Annotated in this window: 11 protein-coding genes; 8 read left to right on the top strand and 3 right to left on the bottom strand. The window is 63.1% G+C overall.

Annotated elements, in window-relative coordinates:
* Positions 1–315 precede the first annotated feature (315 nt).
* Complete coding sequence (locus JFN93_RS24810; RefSeq protein WP_199387079.1) at positions 316–1,644, top strand: radical SAM protein; 1,329 nt, start codon at positions 316–318, stop codon at positions 1,642–1,644.
* A gap of 189 nt (positions 1,645–1,833) precedes the next feature.
* Here the strand turns inward: JFN93_RS24810 and JFN93_RS24805 are convergent, their stop codons facing one another.
* The 3 genes from JFN93_RS24805 to proC are packed head-to-tail and all read right to left on the bottom strand — an operon-like array spanning position 1,834 to position 3,444.
* The gene (locus tag JFN93_RS24805; protein WP_199387078.1) at positions 1,834–2,340 is read right to left on the bottom strand and encodes a thioredoxin fold domain-containing protein; all 507 of its coding nucleotides are present in this window, start codon (positions 2,338–2,340) and stop codon (positions 1,834–1,836) included.
* A gap of 10 nt (positions 2,341–2,350) precedes the next feature.
* Positions 2,351–2,635: an acylphosphatase gene (locus JFN93_RS24800; RefSeq protein ID WP_199387077.1), complete on the bottom strand. Its 285-nt coding sequence runs from the start codon at positions 2,633–2,635 to the stop codon at positions 2,351–2,353.
* Positions 2,632–3,444, bottom strand: a complete 813-nt coding sequence (gene proC, locus JFN93_RS24795) for a pyrroline-5-carboxylate reductase (RefSeq protein WP_199387076.1) — start codon at positions 3,442–3,444, stop codon at positions 2,632–2,634. Before proC ends, JFN93_RS24800 begins: the two co-directional genes overlap by 4 nt.
* A 371-nt stretch (positions 3,445–3,815) precedes the next feature.
* Between proC and JFN93_RS24790 the strand changes: the two genes are divergently transcribed.
* The 7 genes from JFN93_RS24790 to JFN93_RS24760 all read left to right on the top strand — a co-directional run bounded on the left by JFN93_RS24790 (position 3,816) and on the right by JFN93_RS24760 (position 13,384).
* Positions 3,816–4,994, top strand: coding sequence for an MFS transporter (locus JFN93_RS24790; protein WP_199387075.1), 1,179 nt, complete (start codon positions 3,816–3,818; stop codon positions 4,992–4,994).
* Between the two features lie 665 nt (positions 4,995–5,659).
* Positions 5,660–5,884 carry a hypothetical protein gene (locus tag JFN93_RS24785; RefSeq protein WP_199387074.1) on the top strand — a complete coding sequence of 75 codons (225 nt, stop codon included), beginning with the start codon at positions 5,660–5,662 and terminating at the stop codon, positions 5,882–5,884.
* Between the two features lie 182 nt (positions 5,885–6,066).
* Entirely contained in the window at positions 6,067–7,395 is a 1,329-nt protein-coding gene (locus JFN93_RS24780) for a hypothetical protein (RefSeq protein ID WP_199387073.1), read from the top strand.
* Complete coding sequence (locus JFN93_RS24775; RefSeq protein ID WP_199387072.1) at positions 7,395–7,868, top strand: cytochrome C; 474 nt, start codon at positions 7,395–7,397, stop codon at positions 7,866–7,868. Before JFN93_RS24780 ends, JFN93_RS24775 begins: the two co-directional genes overlap by 1 nt.
* Positions 7,869–7,877: 9 nt before the next feature.
* Entirely contained in the window at positions 7,878–9,164 is a 1,287-nt protein-coding gene (locus JFN93_RS24770) for a CxxxxCH/CxxCH domain c-type cytochrome (RefSeq protein WP_199387071.1), read from the top strand.
* Positions 9,165–9,220: 56 nt separating this feature from the next.
* Positions 9,221–10,135 (top strand): carboxypeptidase-like regulatory domain-containing protein, encoded by a 915-nt coding sequence (locus JFN93_RS24765; RefSeq protein ID WP_199387070.1) that lies wholly within the window; start codon positions 9,221–9,223, stop codon positions 10,133–10,135.
* 93 nt (positions 10,136–10,228) lie between these two features.
* Positions 10,229–13,384: a hypothetical protein gene (locus JFN93_RS24760; protein ID WP_199387069.1), complete on the top strand. Its 3,156-nt coding sequence runs from the start codon at positions 10,229–10,231 to the stop codon at positions 13,382–13,384.
* Positions 13,385–13,495 lie beyond the last annotated feature (111 nt).

Here is a 13,495-nt window from a genome sequence, read left to right as displayed (position 1 = left end):
CACTGGCCATCGGCTCCCTCCTGTCGAGTGGGTTCTAACCGAAATTGGCCATTTACACAAAGGATTTTACAGGCCCTGTTTTCGCTAGGATACCTCGGTTACGACAAAGTAGTACCTCGGTCTCTATATTGACCGCCTCCCGATATCGAAAGGTCCCTGCCGTTTTCCATGGGGCGTCTCTCGATTTTCAGTGGTTCTATCCCGGACGGTTTTTTATCTCCGGTCCGACGCAGGCTTTTATTCAATCCCGTTTTTTGTTACTGTGGCAGGCAGTAAATCTTATGGAATCCGGCGGACTCGCCGACAGGTACCGTAATGCGACGCAAATCTCTCCCCAAACTGCTCTACGCAGATAGCCAGGGCAACATCTACGATCATCCCTATCTCACCATGGCCGGCATGAACGGCGATCAGGCGGTCCTTCCGGAATCGGTGGAGCTTATCCCCCTTCCCGAAGACAGCCGACTCTTTACCATTCCCAACACTCCTCCGGTTGCCTGGGACACCCGGGAACGCCGCTTCATCACGGTGGACCGGGTGAAGGAGGGACCGCGCTCCATGAAGGTGCAGGCGGTCTCCGCCTTCATGGCCCCGGGCTATATGCGGACGCTCCTTCCTGCCTGCGACTACAGCAAGAAGAAGGTGCACCTGCCGCTTTGGTCGTACACGGCGGTGGGGTGGGATGAGGAGCGGGAATGCTTTGTGGTGGCGGCAAGCCGGGTGGATGACAACGAGAACTGGCTCCCGCGCAACTACGACGACCGCAAGCTCGATCCGCTGGTCCGCAAGCTCGCGGCGACCTTTCCCGAAAACCGGCTCCTGACCCAGCTCGCCCGCTGCGCGGTGGACTACCACTGCTTCGCGGCCAAGAACCTCTTCTTCCGGCGCTGGGAGGCGCCCATCCCGACCTCGCCGGTCTGCAACTCCCGCTGCCTCGGCTGCATCAGCCTCCAGCCCTCGGACTGCTGCCCGTCCAACCACGAGCGGATCCCGTTCGTGCCGACCCCGGACGAGATCGTCGAGCTCATGCTGCCGCACCTGGAAGAGGCCCCCGAGCCGATCGTCTCCTACGGTCAGGGGTGCGAGGGCGATCCGATCATGCAGGCGGACACCATCGCCGTGGCGACCCGCCGGCTCAAAGAGGGGAGCACCCGGGGCACGGTGAACTTCAACTCGAATGGCTCCTTTCCGGACCGAGTCCGGATGCTCTGCGACGCGGGCATGGACTCGATGCGCTTTTCGATGAACTCGGTGCAGGAGGAGTATTACAACCGTTACTACCGCCCCAAGGGGTACCGGTTCGCCGACGTGGTCGAATCGGTGAAGACCGCCAAACAGCGGGGGCTCTTCACCATGATCAACTACCTGGTTTCCCCCGGGGTGACCGACAGCGAGTCCGAGGTGGATGCGCTTTTGCGTTTCATCGATCACACTGGGGTGGACATGCTGCAGATGCGCAACCTCTCCATCGACCCCGCCTTCTACAACGAGCGGATGGGGGTGCAGGGGAAGGGGATCGGGATGTACCGCATGCTGGAAAAGGTGAAAAAGACCTTCCCGAAGATCCAGTACGGCTACTTCAATAGAACGAGGGAAAAGTTCTATCCCGAAGGATACGAGACCGGGTGGCCGATCAAGGAGTGAACCCGGTCCAGGTGGATGGGGGAAAAATGTAAACAAAAGGCGGAGGACCTTGCTGGTCTCCGCCTTTTTTTCTATCTATCCAAGGGGGACATATCCAAGGGGGACATATCCAAGGGGGACAGGCACCTTCGGAGCCAGTCCCCTGCTTTTACAAGGGGGACAGGCACCTTCGGAGCCAGTCCCCTGTCTTTATTTGCCCAGGGCTTCGGTTAACTTCCGCAGGTCGAATCCTTCGATGATCCTGCCGTAGATCAGGAAGCTCGGGGTGGAGTTCATCTTGTTCTCCTTGGCGATCTTGTGGTGTTCTTCCTGGAGCTTGATCCCCTCCGGGGTGATCTCCGCCATGCGGTGCGCGTCGAGGGGCCCGATGGGGAGTTCGAGGTAGGCCTTCGCCTTGTCCCGGGCCGACAGGACGTATTGCACCTTGGGCTTCGAGTTCGGGTGGTTTTTGAGCGGCAGGAAAAAGATGTAGCGGGTCACGTCGGGACGTCCCCGGAAAAACGCCTCAGCCTTGCGGCAATAGGGGCAGTCGGGGTCGGTGAACTCGATCACCATGGTCTTGCCGGTCCCAACCTTCACCGCCTTGTTCAGGTCGAGGTCGTCCTGGGCCGCATGAGCGACGGCACCGAACAGAACCGCCACAAGGGAAAAGAGGAGTACCGCCCGTAGTCTGGTCACCACTCGGTTTGTTTTCATGGCAATCTCCCTAGTCATGGTCGTGCCTCACGCTGAAGCCGCTGAACTCGCCGGTGTAGCCCCCTTCCTCGACCGAGACCGATTCCACCGCCGCTGCGGGGGGGCCACTGTGGCACCACTGCACTACCGCCCGCACGTCCTCGTCCTCCCCTTCGAAACAGGCCTGTACCGATCCGTCATACCGGTTGCGCACCCAGCCGGTGACCCCGTGCCGTGCGGCGGTCTGCGCCGTGTAGTGGCGAAAAGCCACCCCCTGGACGATTCCCTTCACCTGGACGGTGGCACGGATCTTCATTTCGCACCCAGCTCGATGGAGCGCGCCGTGGCGGCCTCGACCGCATCCATGACCGCCCCGCGGAAACCTTCCTTCTCCAGGGCGTACATCCCGGCAATGGTGGTCCCGCCGGGGGAGGTGACGTTGCCTCGGAGCACCGCCGGATGCTCGCGGGTCTCCAGCAGCAGCTTCGCGCTCCCGAGGACGGTCTGGGCGGCCAGCGCGGTCGCGGTGTCGCGGGTAAGGCCCTGCTTCACGCCGGCATCGGCTAAGGCCTCGATGAAGGTGAGGACGTAGGCGGGGCCGCTGCCGGAAAGGCCGGTCACCGCATCCATGTACTTTTCGTCCACCACGCAGGCGGTGCCGATCAGCTCGAAGATGTGCCGGGTCAGGACGACGTCGTCATCGCTGGCGTTGGCGCCGCGGCAAAGCGCCGAGGCACCTTCCAGCACCAGAGCCGGCGTGTTCGGCATGACCCGCACCACCCGCGCTCCCTGGGTCAGCGCCCCTTCGACCGCCGCGGTCCGGACCCCCGCCATGATGGAGATGACGAGTTTGTTGACCCCGACCACGTTCTCGATGGTGCTGAAAACCGCGTTGGAGACCTGGGGCTTCACCGCGATAATGATGGTGTCGCTGGCCTGGCAGAGTTCAACGTTATCGGCGATGGTCGTGATCCCGTAGCGCTCGGCGAGGTAGTCCCGGCGCTGGGGGAACGGTTCGGCGACGGTGAGGTCGGCCGCAGCGACCCCTCCCGCCAACAGCCCCTTGATGATGGCTTCCGCCATGTTGCCGCCGCCGATGAACCCGGTCTTCTTATCCTTAAGCATCTGTCCGCCTCCTGCGTTGCTGGCAAAATTTTAATAGCTTAGGTAATCCAATCGTGGAAGGGTTGTCAATACTATTGGACGGTTTTTTCCGGGCGGGCGCCGAACCGGGACCTTTTGGGCGGAGTGGACGGTGGCGACGGTGGCGACGGTGGCGACGGTGGCGACGGTGGCGACGGTGGCGACGGTGGCGACGGTGGCGACGGGGCGACGGGGCGACGGGGCGACGGGGCGACGGGGCGACGGGGCGACGGGGCGACGGGGGCGGCATTGCCCGAAATTTCGTTTTTGGGTAGACTGGAGCGTGACGTACTATTTAATTATTGTCTTCGTTGTCGCTTCCAATAAGTACTCTTACAGGGTGGGCACTGATCATGTTCTTCGGACTGTCCGGCAACGTCTTCTTCCTCGGGCTGGTGAGTCTGTTTACCGACGTCTCCAGCGAGATGATCTATCCGCTGCTGCCGCTGTTTCTCACCAGCACCCTCGGTGCGGGTCCCGCTTTCCTCGGCGTCATCGAAGGGGTGGCCGAGACCACCGCCTCTTTGCTCAAACTCTGCTCCGGCATCGTTTCTGACCGCGTGAAGGCACGCAAGCCGCTGGTCCTCTTCGGCTACGGGCTCTCCGCGCTGGCCCGTCCCCTCATCGCGGCGGCACCGTCGGCGTTCACAGTGCTCTTGATCCGTACCGGGGACCGGATCGGCAAGGGGATCCGCACTTCACCCCGTGATGCCCTCATCGCGGACTCGGTGGACCCGGAGGTCCGGGGCAAGGCCTATGGCTTTCACCGTTCCATGGACCACGCCGGCGCACTGGTCGGGCCGCTCATCGCCACCTTCCTTTTGAGCTACCTGGTCACCGACGTGCGCAGCGTCTTCTGGCTCGCCGCCATCCCCGGTGTCATAGCCGTCCTTTTGATCGTCTTCCGGGTGCGCGAGGTGGAACGTCACGCCTCGGCATCGTCGTCGCCGGTCCGGCTCGGGATGCTTCCCCCCGGGCGCCTGCGGACCTACCTCCTCATCCTCTTTCTCTTCACCCTGGGCAACTCCTCCGATACCTTTCTCCTGCTCAAGGCCGGCAAGCTCGGGATGCCCCCCTTCCGAATCCCGCTTTTGTGGGCCTTTTTTCACCTGGTCAAGATGCTTTCCAGCATGCCGTTCGGAGTCCTGTCGGACCGGATCGGGCGCCGCGGCATCATTCTCGCGGGGTGGAGCGTCTATGCCATCTCCTACGTCGGCTTCGCCTTCGCCGCGACGGAGCTGCACATCTGGCTCCTCTTCACCGTGTACGGTCTTTTCTACGGCCTGACCGAAGGGGTGGAGAAGGCGTTTCTGGCCGACATGGCCGATCCCGCCCAGCGCGGGGCCGCCTTCGGCTGGTACAACTTCGCCGTCGGCGCCGGGGCCCTTCCCGCCAGCATCGTTTTCGGTCTCATCTGGTCCCGGTACGGCAACGTCGCCCCCTTCCTCTTCGGAGCCCTGCTCGCCGCGGTAGCGGCCCTGTTCCTCGCCGTCGCGGTTCCGGCACAAAAGCCGGTCCCCCCATCCCGCTGACGCGTCCTCTTCCCCCACCCGGATTTCGTCAAAGATAGGCCCCGCTGATCCGGCGGGGCCTATCTTTTAATAACGGCGATAAATTAGCTATTTATCAAAAGCCTCTTTCGGGGCGGGCGTTTCTCGTTGGTTTTTTTGACAAAAGGGGTGGTGCTGCGTCAATGTTTTGTCTCATAAACTCTTCCCGAAAATCGGGGTTTCCCTACCCTGTCTATGCCGCTTTCCCTATATTTCGTTTTTCCGATAGTTCATTTTCCAACGTTAACATTTGAAAATTTTAAATAAATACGCGAGCAATCACGGGCATTACTGTACCTTCGTGGTGTCAAACTGGGCGAAAAATCGAGAGTTTCAAAAACCAATGAATTAGTTTTAACTTATGTACATGCGAAATGCTCATAGGGAAAAAATAATCTCCTCAAAGGGTTTTTTGTCTAAACATTTTTTTGTTGAATCCGATGAAGAACTGGTATCGCGAATGCCGGGTGGTACACTGTATACCGCTCGTGACCTCGTTATCAGTTATAACTGCCACAAAACAACATGTTATGAGCTTTGGCAGCGAACTTGCACTGTCTCAGCACCGGTTTCTAATGTCTAAGCTGCAATGACGAAAGGCAAAGGTAACGAAGAATTTGATGCATGACTCCTCCGCAAAAACAGTGATGCCTGTAGCCATGCTGCTGCAGTTCGCTTCGCTCATTTCCATATCTCTCCAGAAAGTATTCGGGATGCTGTGCCCGCAACCGGGAACGGCAGCCCCGCATTCCTATCCATATGTCTCGTTGCTGGAACTCATAGTTGCACCGCTGCTCCCGGAACCGTCGCGCCGCGCCGGAACCGTCGTCCTCGAGGGTGTCTGCCACTCAGGCCCGCTGCAGTACGAATAGAAGGATCTAAAGGTCGGCGACGACCTGAAGGGACCCAGGCGAGAATCTAATGTTCTCGCTGGCCTGCTTGACAGGGCCCTGTGCCCGCTGTTCAGGGGAAGCCGCACGCCACGCCGGCACGGCGCTCCCCGTAGAAACCGCACTAACCTGCTGGTCGGATTTTTAAGGACAGGAGAGTTCCTATGAAAAAGATGCTATACCGCTTGTTCCCCTCCCTACTGGTGTTGGCTCTTCCCGCTGCGGCTCTGGCTGAGACAACGGTCTCTTCGACCAGTATCATGCGTTTCCGGCAGAACGACCTGCCGGGCTTCGACAAGAAGACCATGGTGCCGGTGACCGAGTTCGTCGGTCTGGACGCCACCAAGCTCGCCGACGGCAACCTGTCGGCCCACATCTACGGCTGGGGGCAGGTCGAGTTAGCCGACCGCGACAGCAACGACACCAAGACCGACGGCAACCTTACCTACGGTTACCTGCAGTACCGCTTCAAATCCGCCAATGCCCAAGCCAAGGCGGGCCGTTTCTTCGTCAACGAAGGGATCCTGAACGAGCAGGTGGACGGCGTCGGCGCCCGCACCGACCTCCCCTACGGTTTTGCGATTTCGGGTTTCGGCGGCGCCACGGTGCACACCACCAGCATCCCCTACGCCGGCAACGACGGTAAAGGGGACGGCATCTGGGGCGGCCGGATGAGCTACCGCTACGCCGGGAAGCTCGAGGTAGGCCTCGCCGGCGTCTACGAGAGCACCGCTCCGATGCCGAAAACCAGCCCGACCCTCCCGACCGCCTTCGGCGACCACCGGCTGATCGGCTACGACCTCTACCTCAACCCACACCCGATGCTCCAGCTCTCCGGGCAGACCAGCTACAACCCGACCACCGAGCACATCGCCGAGAACAGCTACCTGCTGCAGCTGCGGCCCCTCAAGGATCTCGCGGTGGGCGCCACCTGGGAGGAGCATCACGACCGTGACTACTTCTTCGACTCGCTGCTCTTCTCCAACATGGTCCGCAACCTGAGCCAGCAGTCGCATTCCCTCGGCGCCACCGCCACCTACACCTTCAAGGTCGCGGAAGTGAGCGCCGACTTCAAGCATTACACCCGCGACATCGGCAAGGCCGAGCGCTTCGGCGGCGAGGTCCGCTCCAACAGCCTGTTCAACAACACGGTCCGCGCCGGCGTTTCCTACCATTACCTCCGCTCCAGCGGCGACTTCGCCATCGTACCGGCGTCCGACGCCTCCGGCTCCTTCCACGAGATCCGCGGCTGGGCGATGCGCGACACCAAGACCTACTTCGCCTCCGGCGACGTGATCGCCTACGTCTTCAAGGAGAAGGTCGACAACAAGGATGCCGCCTGGGAGGGGACCGCTTCGGTCGGTTACCACATCACGCCGCAGCTCGCCGTCTCCGGCGACATCAGCTACGGTCAGAACCCCGACTACAACGACGAGCTCAAGGGGCTGATCCGCGTCACCTACAACTTCACCGCTAAAGGAGGTTCTAAATAATGAACCGGCTCAAGATATTCCCTGTTCTGGCGCTTTTCGGGCTGATCGCCCTTTCCGCCGCCTGCGCCCAGATGAAGGCGCTGCCGAACCTCCCGGCGACCCACCCCGAGGAACTGGCCGAAGGGCCGGTAAGCTGCTCGGAGTGCCATGAGGACCAGCAGAAGGGAACCCTGAAGCCCTATGCGGCCTTCAACCACACCCGGATCTTCATCCAGAACCACCGGTTCTACGCCTCCACGGACAACACGACGCTGTGCGCGACCTGCCACAAGGTCTCCTTCTGTGCGGACTGCCACACCAACAAGACCGTGATAAAGCCGGCCGAGATGCTGAGCGACCGTCCCGACCGGATGGCCCCGCACCGCGGTGACTTCCTGACGATGCACAAGATCGAAGGGAAGCTCGATCCCGAAAGCTGCTACCGCTGCCACGGCCGGGCCAATAACGGGCGTTGCGTCGCCTGCCACCGATAGGAGAGGGATATGCCGAAGATCACGTCCATCATCAAGATTGCTTCTGTCTCCCTGGCGCTCGCCGCACTGTCCGCCTGTGCCAACGGCAATGGTGACGCCGCTCCCGGCGTCGACGCCGAAGGGCATCACCCCTCCGATTGGGTGGTGCAGCACGCCGCCGCCTACAAAGAGGCCAATGGCGGGAGCGCCCAGACCACCAACACCACCTCCTGCTCCCAGTGCCATGGTGCGCTTTTGGACGGTGGCGTCGCCAACGTGAGTTGCTTTACCGCGCAGTGGAACGGCATCTCCTGCCACCCCAACGCCGACAAGAAACTCGGTCATCCCACCGGATGGCTCGACAAGACCAGCGGCAATTTCCACGGCTTCTCCACCTTCAACGGCCAGCCGGTAGCCGGCTCGGCAACGCTGGGGACCGCCTGCGGGCCCTGCCACTCGGTTGCCGGCACCGCCTCCGGCCCGGCCGATGCGCCGTCCTGCCTGACCAGCAGCGACAACTTTCTCCGCTACGGCATGATGTGCCACGTCACGAGCCCCGCGGCTGCCGGTTCTTCCAGCAACTGCGTCTCCTGCCACACCAACAAGAACGCCGGCGGCAGCCTCACCGGCCCCGACGGCGCCACCAACAACATCACCGGCCGCCCCAACCGCCCCGGCGCGCACCTCGTGCACCTGGGCTTCACCGGGGTGACCTGCGCGACCTGCCATTCCGGCTACGGCAGCGGCACGGCCAAGCACGCGACGGCGCCTTCCGACGGCATCGCGTTCCTCAAACTGGCCGGCAACGCTGCGGCCCAAAACGGCAGCTTCGGCTACAGCCAGGGGACCTGCGTCGGCGCCATCTGCCACGGCGGCAAAACCACCCCGGCCTGGACGGCGAGCTACGCCGACATCACCACCGCCTGCACCAGCTGCCACAGCTTCAAAGGAACGGCCGCGGCGCAGTACAACGACTATTTCTCCGGCAACGTACAGTCGGCGAACCTGCACCAGCTCCACCTGGCGCTCCCCAACCCGCTCCCGGGCAAGAACAACGCGGCGATCTTCTGCACCGACTGCCATAATCTGCTCACCACGGTTGCCGGGGTGAACCAGCATTTCGGCACTCTGACCACCCCGGGCTTCGAGGTTTCGGCACGGAGCACGCTCAACGCCGGCGGTGGAGGGGCGATCTCCTCCTACGTCCCGTCGGACGTGACCAACCTGTTCAACTGCACCAACAGCTGCCATGCGACGCTGCTCAGCCAGGATCCCAACAGCCGCGCCGTCAATCCGGCGCCGTGGCCGACCAACTAGCGGTTGGCCCAGCCTGATAGCAAGGAAGTCGTCAGCAGCATTTTGAGGAAACTGATTTGAAGACCGGCATTGCGAGAAACATCCTGCTTTTCACCCTCGGCGCGTTGTTACCGTTGTTCCTCTTCGGTTGCGGCGGGGGGGGAGGTTCCGCAGCCGAAACCGCACCGGCCAACACGATCCTGGTGAAGGTTTCCGGGGTCGCCAACCCCGGGGTGGTGCGACTCACCGTTGCCGGCACTGCGTCCATCTCGGACAACTGCGGGGGGAGCGGCCAGAAGAGCTTCCCCGGGTTGGCCCCCGGCAACTACGTGGTTACCCCCTCCCTGGAGGGGTATGCCTTCACCCCGGCGAGCCGGATCGTCACGGTGACCGGCAGCGCCGGAGCGGTCGCCGACTTCGCCGGCACCAAGTTCGAGGTGGCCGGGGCGGTTCGCGCGGCCAACCTCGCCGGATTAAGCGGCGCGACCGTCACGGCGACCGACGTCGTCGCAGGCTCCGTCGCCGCCACGGCGGTTTGCGACGCCTCCGGGGCCTACACCCTCTCCGGGCTGCAAAACGGGAGGGAGTACCTGCTGACTCCCCACCATCCGCTGGGGGGGATCACCTTCACCCCGGCAAACCGCTCGGTCACCCCGAACGGGGCGGACATCACCGCCGATTTCACCGGCGACGTCGCGGCGTACGGCCTGTCCGGAACGATCCGCACCGATACCGGGGCGGCGGTGAGCGGGGTGATCCTGACCCTGAGCGACCCCCTGGTGAGCGGCTTCATTTACACCGCGGTCAGCGACGCAACCGGCAAATATGCCTTCCCCGGCTTGCCGGAGCGTTACTACCTCCTGACACCGAAGCTTGGCGCGTACTCCTATCCGGGCTATGCCTGGGGGGACGCCATCCTGATGGACGCAACGGTGACGGGGCACGACATTCAGGTCCCGTCGGGCGGCAACACGGTCAATTTCGGATTGTAGGAGGCCGAAGGCTTCCGGACGAACAGCAGCACCACGGGTGCTCATACCTTCGACGATGACTAAAAATCACAGATATACAGAAGGAGGCGTTGTATGCGGGTTAATTTGAAGAGGTACTGGTTAGGAGCGCTCCTGCTCGCCTCTTTATCGCTGCTCCTTTTCGGGTGCGGCGACTTCGGCAGCTCCCAGAACAATGTCGCCACCAAGACCATCTCCGGTGTGGTATCCAATGCCACCACGGGAATGCCGGCGTCGGGAGTGCAGGTTGAGGCGTTTGCCCTTGGCGCGGACGGGTCCACGACCCCGCTCAGCATCAACCCCGCCAAGGTGACCAGCGGCAGCGACGGCTCCTACTCGCTGCGCATCCCGGCCAACTACCAAGGGGCGGTCCTGGTGCAGGGGACGGCTTCCGTCGCCAAGCGGGCCAAGCAGCTTTTCGCCACGACGGTTGGGGGGAACACCACCATCCTGAGAGCGGTGGTCCCGGCATCCCTGCTTGCCGACGGGCCGCTGCCCCCGGTGATGCTCAGCCTGGCGACCGAGGCGCTCTACCAGTACGTCAACGTGAACAGCATGGCCGGGAACGGCGGCTTCACCGACAGCAACCTGCGTGCCGCGACGCTGATCCTGGAGAACTTCTTCGGGCCGAACTTTTCCACCACGCCTCCTCCCGCCAGTGCCACCGATCTGGCTACTTCCAAGGAGCAGCAGGACCTGCTGGTGACCATTTCCGCGATTGCCACCCTGGACGGTGACCTTCCCGCACTGGTCCTCAAGATGACCGCTCCGCTCGGCACTCTTGCCGGCGACATCAAGAACAGCATCCAGACCGTCACGGTAACGCTGAAGGCACAGGGGAGCCTCCCCGGCGAGTACGTCCCGAGCGCGACCATCATCACCGGCATCTCCAACGCCCAGACGACGGCTCTTCAGGCGGATCCGGCCCTGGTTGCCGACACCACCGCTCCCGCCGCCCCGACCGGCCTGACCGCCCCGACCGCCACCGTCGGCGCCCGCCAGGTCGTGCTGAACTGGAGCGCCGTTGCCGACGCCGATCTTGACGGCTACGTCATCTGCCGCGCCGACCAGTCCAACGTCTTCGTCTCGGTAGGCTCCGTCGCGGCCGATACCACCACCTTCACCGATCTGAACGTCGCCCCGCAGTCGCACTACAGCTACAAGGTGATCGCCTTCGACCGCTCCCGGAACTTCTCCCCCGAGAGCAACATCGTCCAGGTAGTCACCCTGACCTCGCTCGACACCGTGGCGCCGGCCGCTCCGACCAACCTGGTCCGGGTCGCCTTCAGCGCGACCCAGAACAACCTGCAGTGGAAACAGGCGATGAAGACCGCGGCGGACGGAACCCAGATCCCGGCCTCCCGCTACTACGTCTACCGCGACGCCCAGCTGGTCACCCCGGCCGGGGTCACCGGCACCACCTTCGCCGACACCGGGCTGGAGCCGCTCACCCAGTACACCTACTACGTGAAGGCCGCCGATGCCAACGGGAACCTCTCCGGCGCCTCCAACACCCTCACCGTCCGCACCGCAAGCGCCGCCACCGATCCGGCCCCGGCTTTTGTGGCCGGCCTGATCCAGGACCCGAGCGCTCCGGCCACCGCCACCGGGGTCACCCTGAAATGGAACACCGTCACCGGCACCGACGTCACCTACAACGTGTACCAGGACGGCGTCCTGATCGCCTCGGGGCTGCTCCCGGCCGCCAACGCGACCACCATGAGCTTCACCGACGGCAGCGTCTTCCCGAATTCCACCTACAGCTACCAGGTGAGCTACACCTTCACCACCACCTCCGGGGCACGGCTCGAGTCCCAGCTCTCCGACGCTCTGAACGTCACCACCCCGGCCGGTACCGGCGGCGCCACCACGGCCCCGTCCATTCCGACCAACCTGCGGGCCGGCACCCCGACCAGCAACTCGGTGCCGCTGACCTGGACCGCGTCGACCCCGGCCGCCGGCGACAGCTTCGTGATCTACGAGATCTACCGCAAGAACATGGGGAACGGCGACACCCTCAAGATCGCCACCGTGGTCTTCCCGGCGGGCGCAGGCGTGCAGCCGGCGTACGTCGACACCGCGGTCGTCTCGGGTTCGGTCTACGCCTACTGGCTCAAGGCGGTCAGCAGCGGCGGGGTTCGCTCCGCGGCCAGCGACGTCTTCGTCGCCCTGCAGATTCCGGCCTCGACGCCTTTGAACAACAACAAACCGGGCGCACCCACGCTGGCAACTCCCGCCGACAGCGACGTCACCAGCTTCTCGGTCAAACTGACCTGGACCGCGCCGGCCGACACCGACATCGCGGGTTACTTCGTCTTCCGCAACGGGCTGCAGATCGCCCAGGTTACCGGGACCACCTACACCGACACTGCGGTGGTCGGGTCCACCGCCTACCAGTACAGCGTCGCCGCGGTCAACACCTCCGGTCTCGTCTCCGACCCGAGCAACACCGTCAGCGTGACCACCGCGGCGGCCAACGGTTTCTACCTGTTCGGTAAGGTGACCATCAACGGCGACGGACTGGCCGGCATCACGGTGACCGCCACCAGCGCTACCGACCAGAGCACCACCACCGCGGTCACCGACGCCAACGGGAGCTACGTCATCGCCGGTCTGGCCAACAACACGAGCTACACCCTGGTCTGCACCCCGGGGAGCACCGGCACCTACGTCTTCACGCCGGCCTCCAAGACCGTTGCCATCCGCAGCGCCAACGTGAGCGGGCTGGACTTCATCGCGATGATCCCCGGCGTGGTCACCGGCGGAGTAACCTACCCCGATGGCACCATTATCGGCGGGATTACCTATCCCCCGGGTTCGGTGATCGGCGGGGTGACCTACCCGACCGGCGCCACCGTGATCAACGGCGTGGTCTACCCGACCGGAACCGTGATCGGGGGCGTTACCTACCCGAACGGAGTCGTCATCGGCGGGGTGACCTATCCGGCCGGCACCATCGTCGGCGGCATCGCCTTCCCGGTAGGGTTCGTGGTCACCGGGGTCACCTACCCGACCGGTACCATCATCGGCGGTGTCTTCTACGCGACCGGTTCGGTATCCGCTGGAGCGAGCTACGGCAACGGTGTGGTCGTCGGCGGGGTGATCTACCCCTCCGGGACCGTCACCGGCGGCGTGATTTACCCGACCGGCGCCGTCTCTGGCGGGATCACCTACCCGACCGGGACCGTGATTGGGAGCCTGGTCTTCCACCAAAACTTCGCTCAGAACTGAGACTGGAGAAACCTACGATTCCTTGGCAGGTTCAGGAACTCCGGATTTGAGGGGCTTGCGGGCACAAGCGCACTCATTCCAAACACTGATGTTATTTAACATGGAGGTGAA

Source organism: Geomesophilobacter sediminis (genome assembly GCF_016458275.1).
In the GTDB taxonomy this organism is placed as follows: domain Bacteria; phylum Desulfobacterota; class Desulfuromonadia; order Geobacterales; family Geobacteraceae; genus Geomesophilobacter; species Geomesophilobacter sediminis.
The sequence above is the reverse complement of the archived record's forward strand: the minus strand, read 5'-3'. Positions and strand labels throughout refer to the sequence as shown.

Bases quoted from the DNA above. Each gene is read 5' to 3' on its own strand.
- JFN93_RS24800 (WP_199387077.1), bottom strand. From the start codon at position 2,635: ATGAAGATCCGTGCCACCGTCCAGGTGAAGGGAATCGTCCAGGGGGTG.
- JFN93_RS24785 (WP_199387074.1), top strand. From the start codon at position 5,660: ATGCCTGTAGCCATGCTGCTGCAGTTCGCTTCGCTCATTTCCATATCT.
- JFN93_RS24780 (WP_199387073.1), top strand. From the start codon at position 6,067: ATGAAAAAGATGCTATACCGCTTGTTCCCCTCCCTACTGGTGTTGGCT.
- JFN93_RS24790 (WP_199387075.1), top strand. From the start codon at position 3,816: ATGTTCTTCGGACTGTCCGGCAACGTCTTCTTCCTCGGGCTGGTGAGT.
- JFN93_RS24760 (WP_199387069.1), top strand. From the start codon at position 10,229: ATGCGGGTTAATTTGAAGAGGTACTGGTTAGGAGCGCTCCTGCTCGCC.
- JFN93_RS24805 (WP_199387078.1), bottom strand. From the start codon at position 2,340: ATGAAAACAAACCGAGTGGTGACCAGACTACGGGCGGTACTCCTCTTT.
- JFN93_RS24810 (WP_199387079.1), top strand. From the start codon at position 316: ATGCGACGCAAATCTCTCCCCAAACTGCTCTACGCAGATAGCCAGGGC.
- JFN93_RS24775 (WP_199387072.1), top strand. From the start codon at position 7,395: ATGAACCGGCTCAAGATATTCCCTGTTCTGGCGCTTTTCGGGCTGATC.
- JFN93_RS24770 (WP_199387071.1), top strand. From the start codon at position 7,878: ATGCCGAAGATCACGTCCATCATCAAGATTGCTTCTGTCTCCCTGGCG.
- proC (WP_199387076.1), bottom strand. From the start codon at position 3,444: ATGCTTAAGGATAAGAAGACCGGGTTCATCGGCGGCGGCAACATGGCG.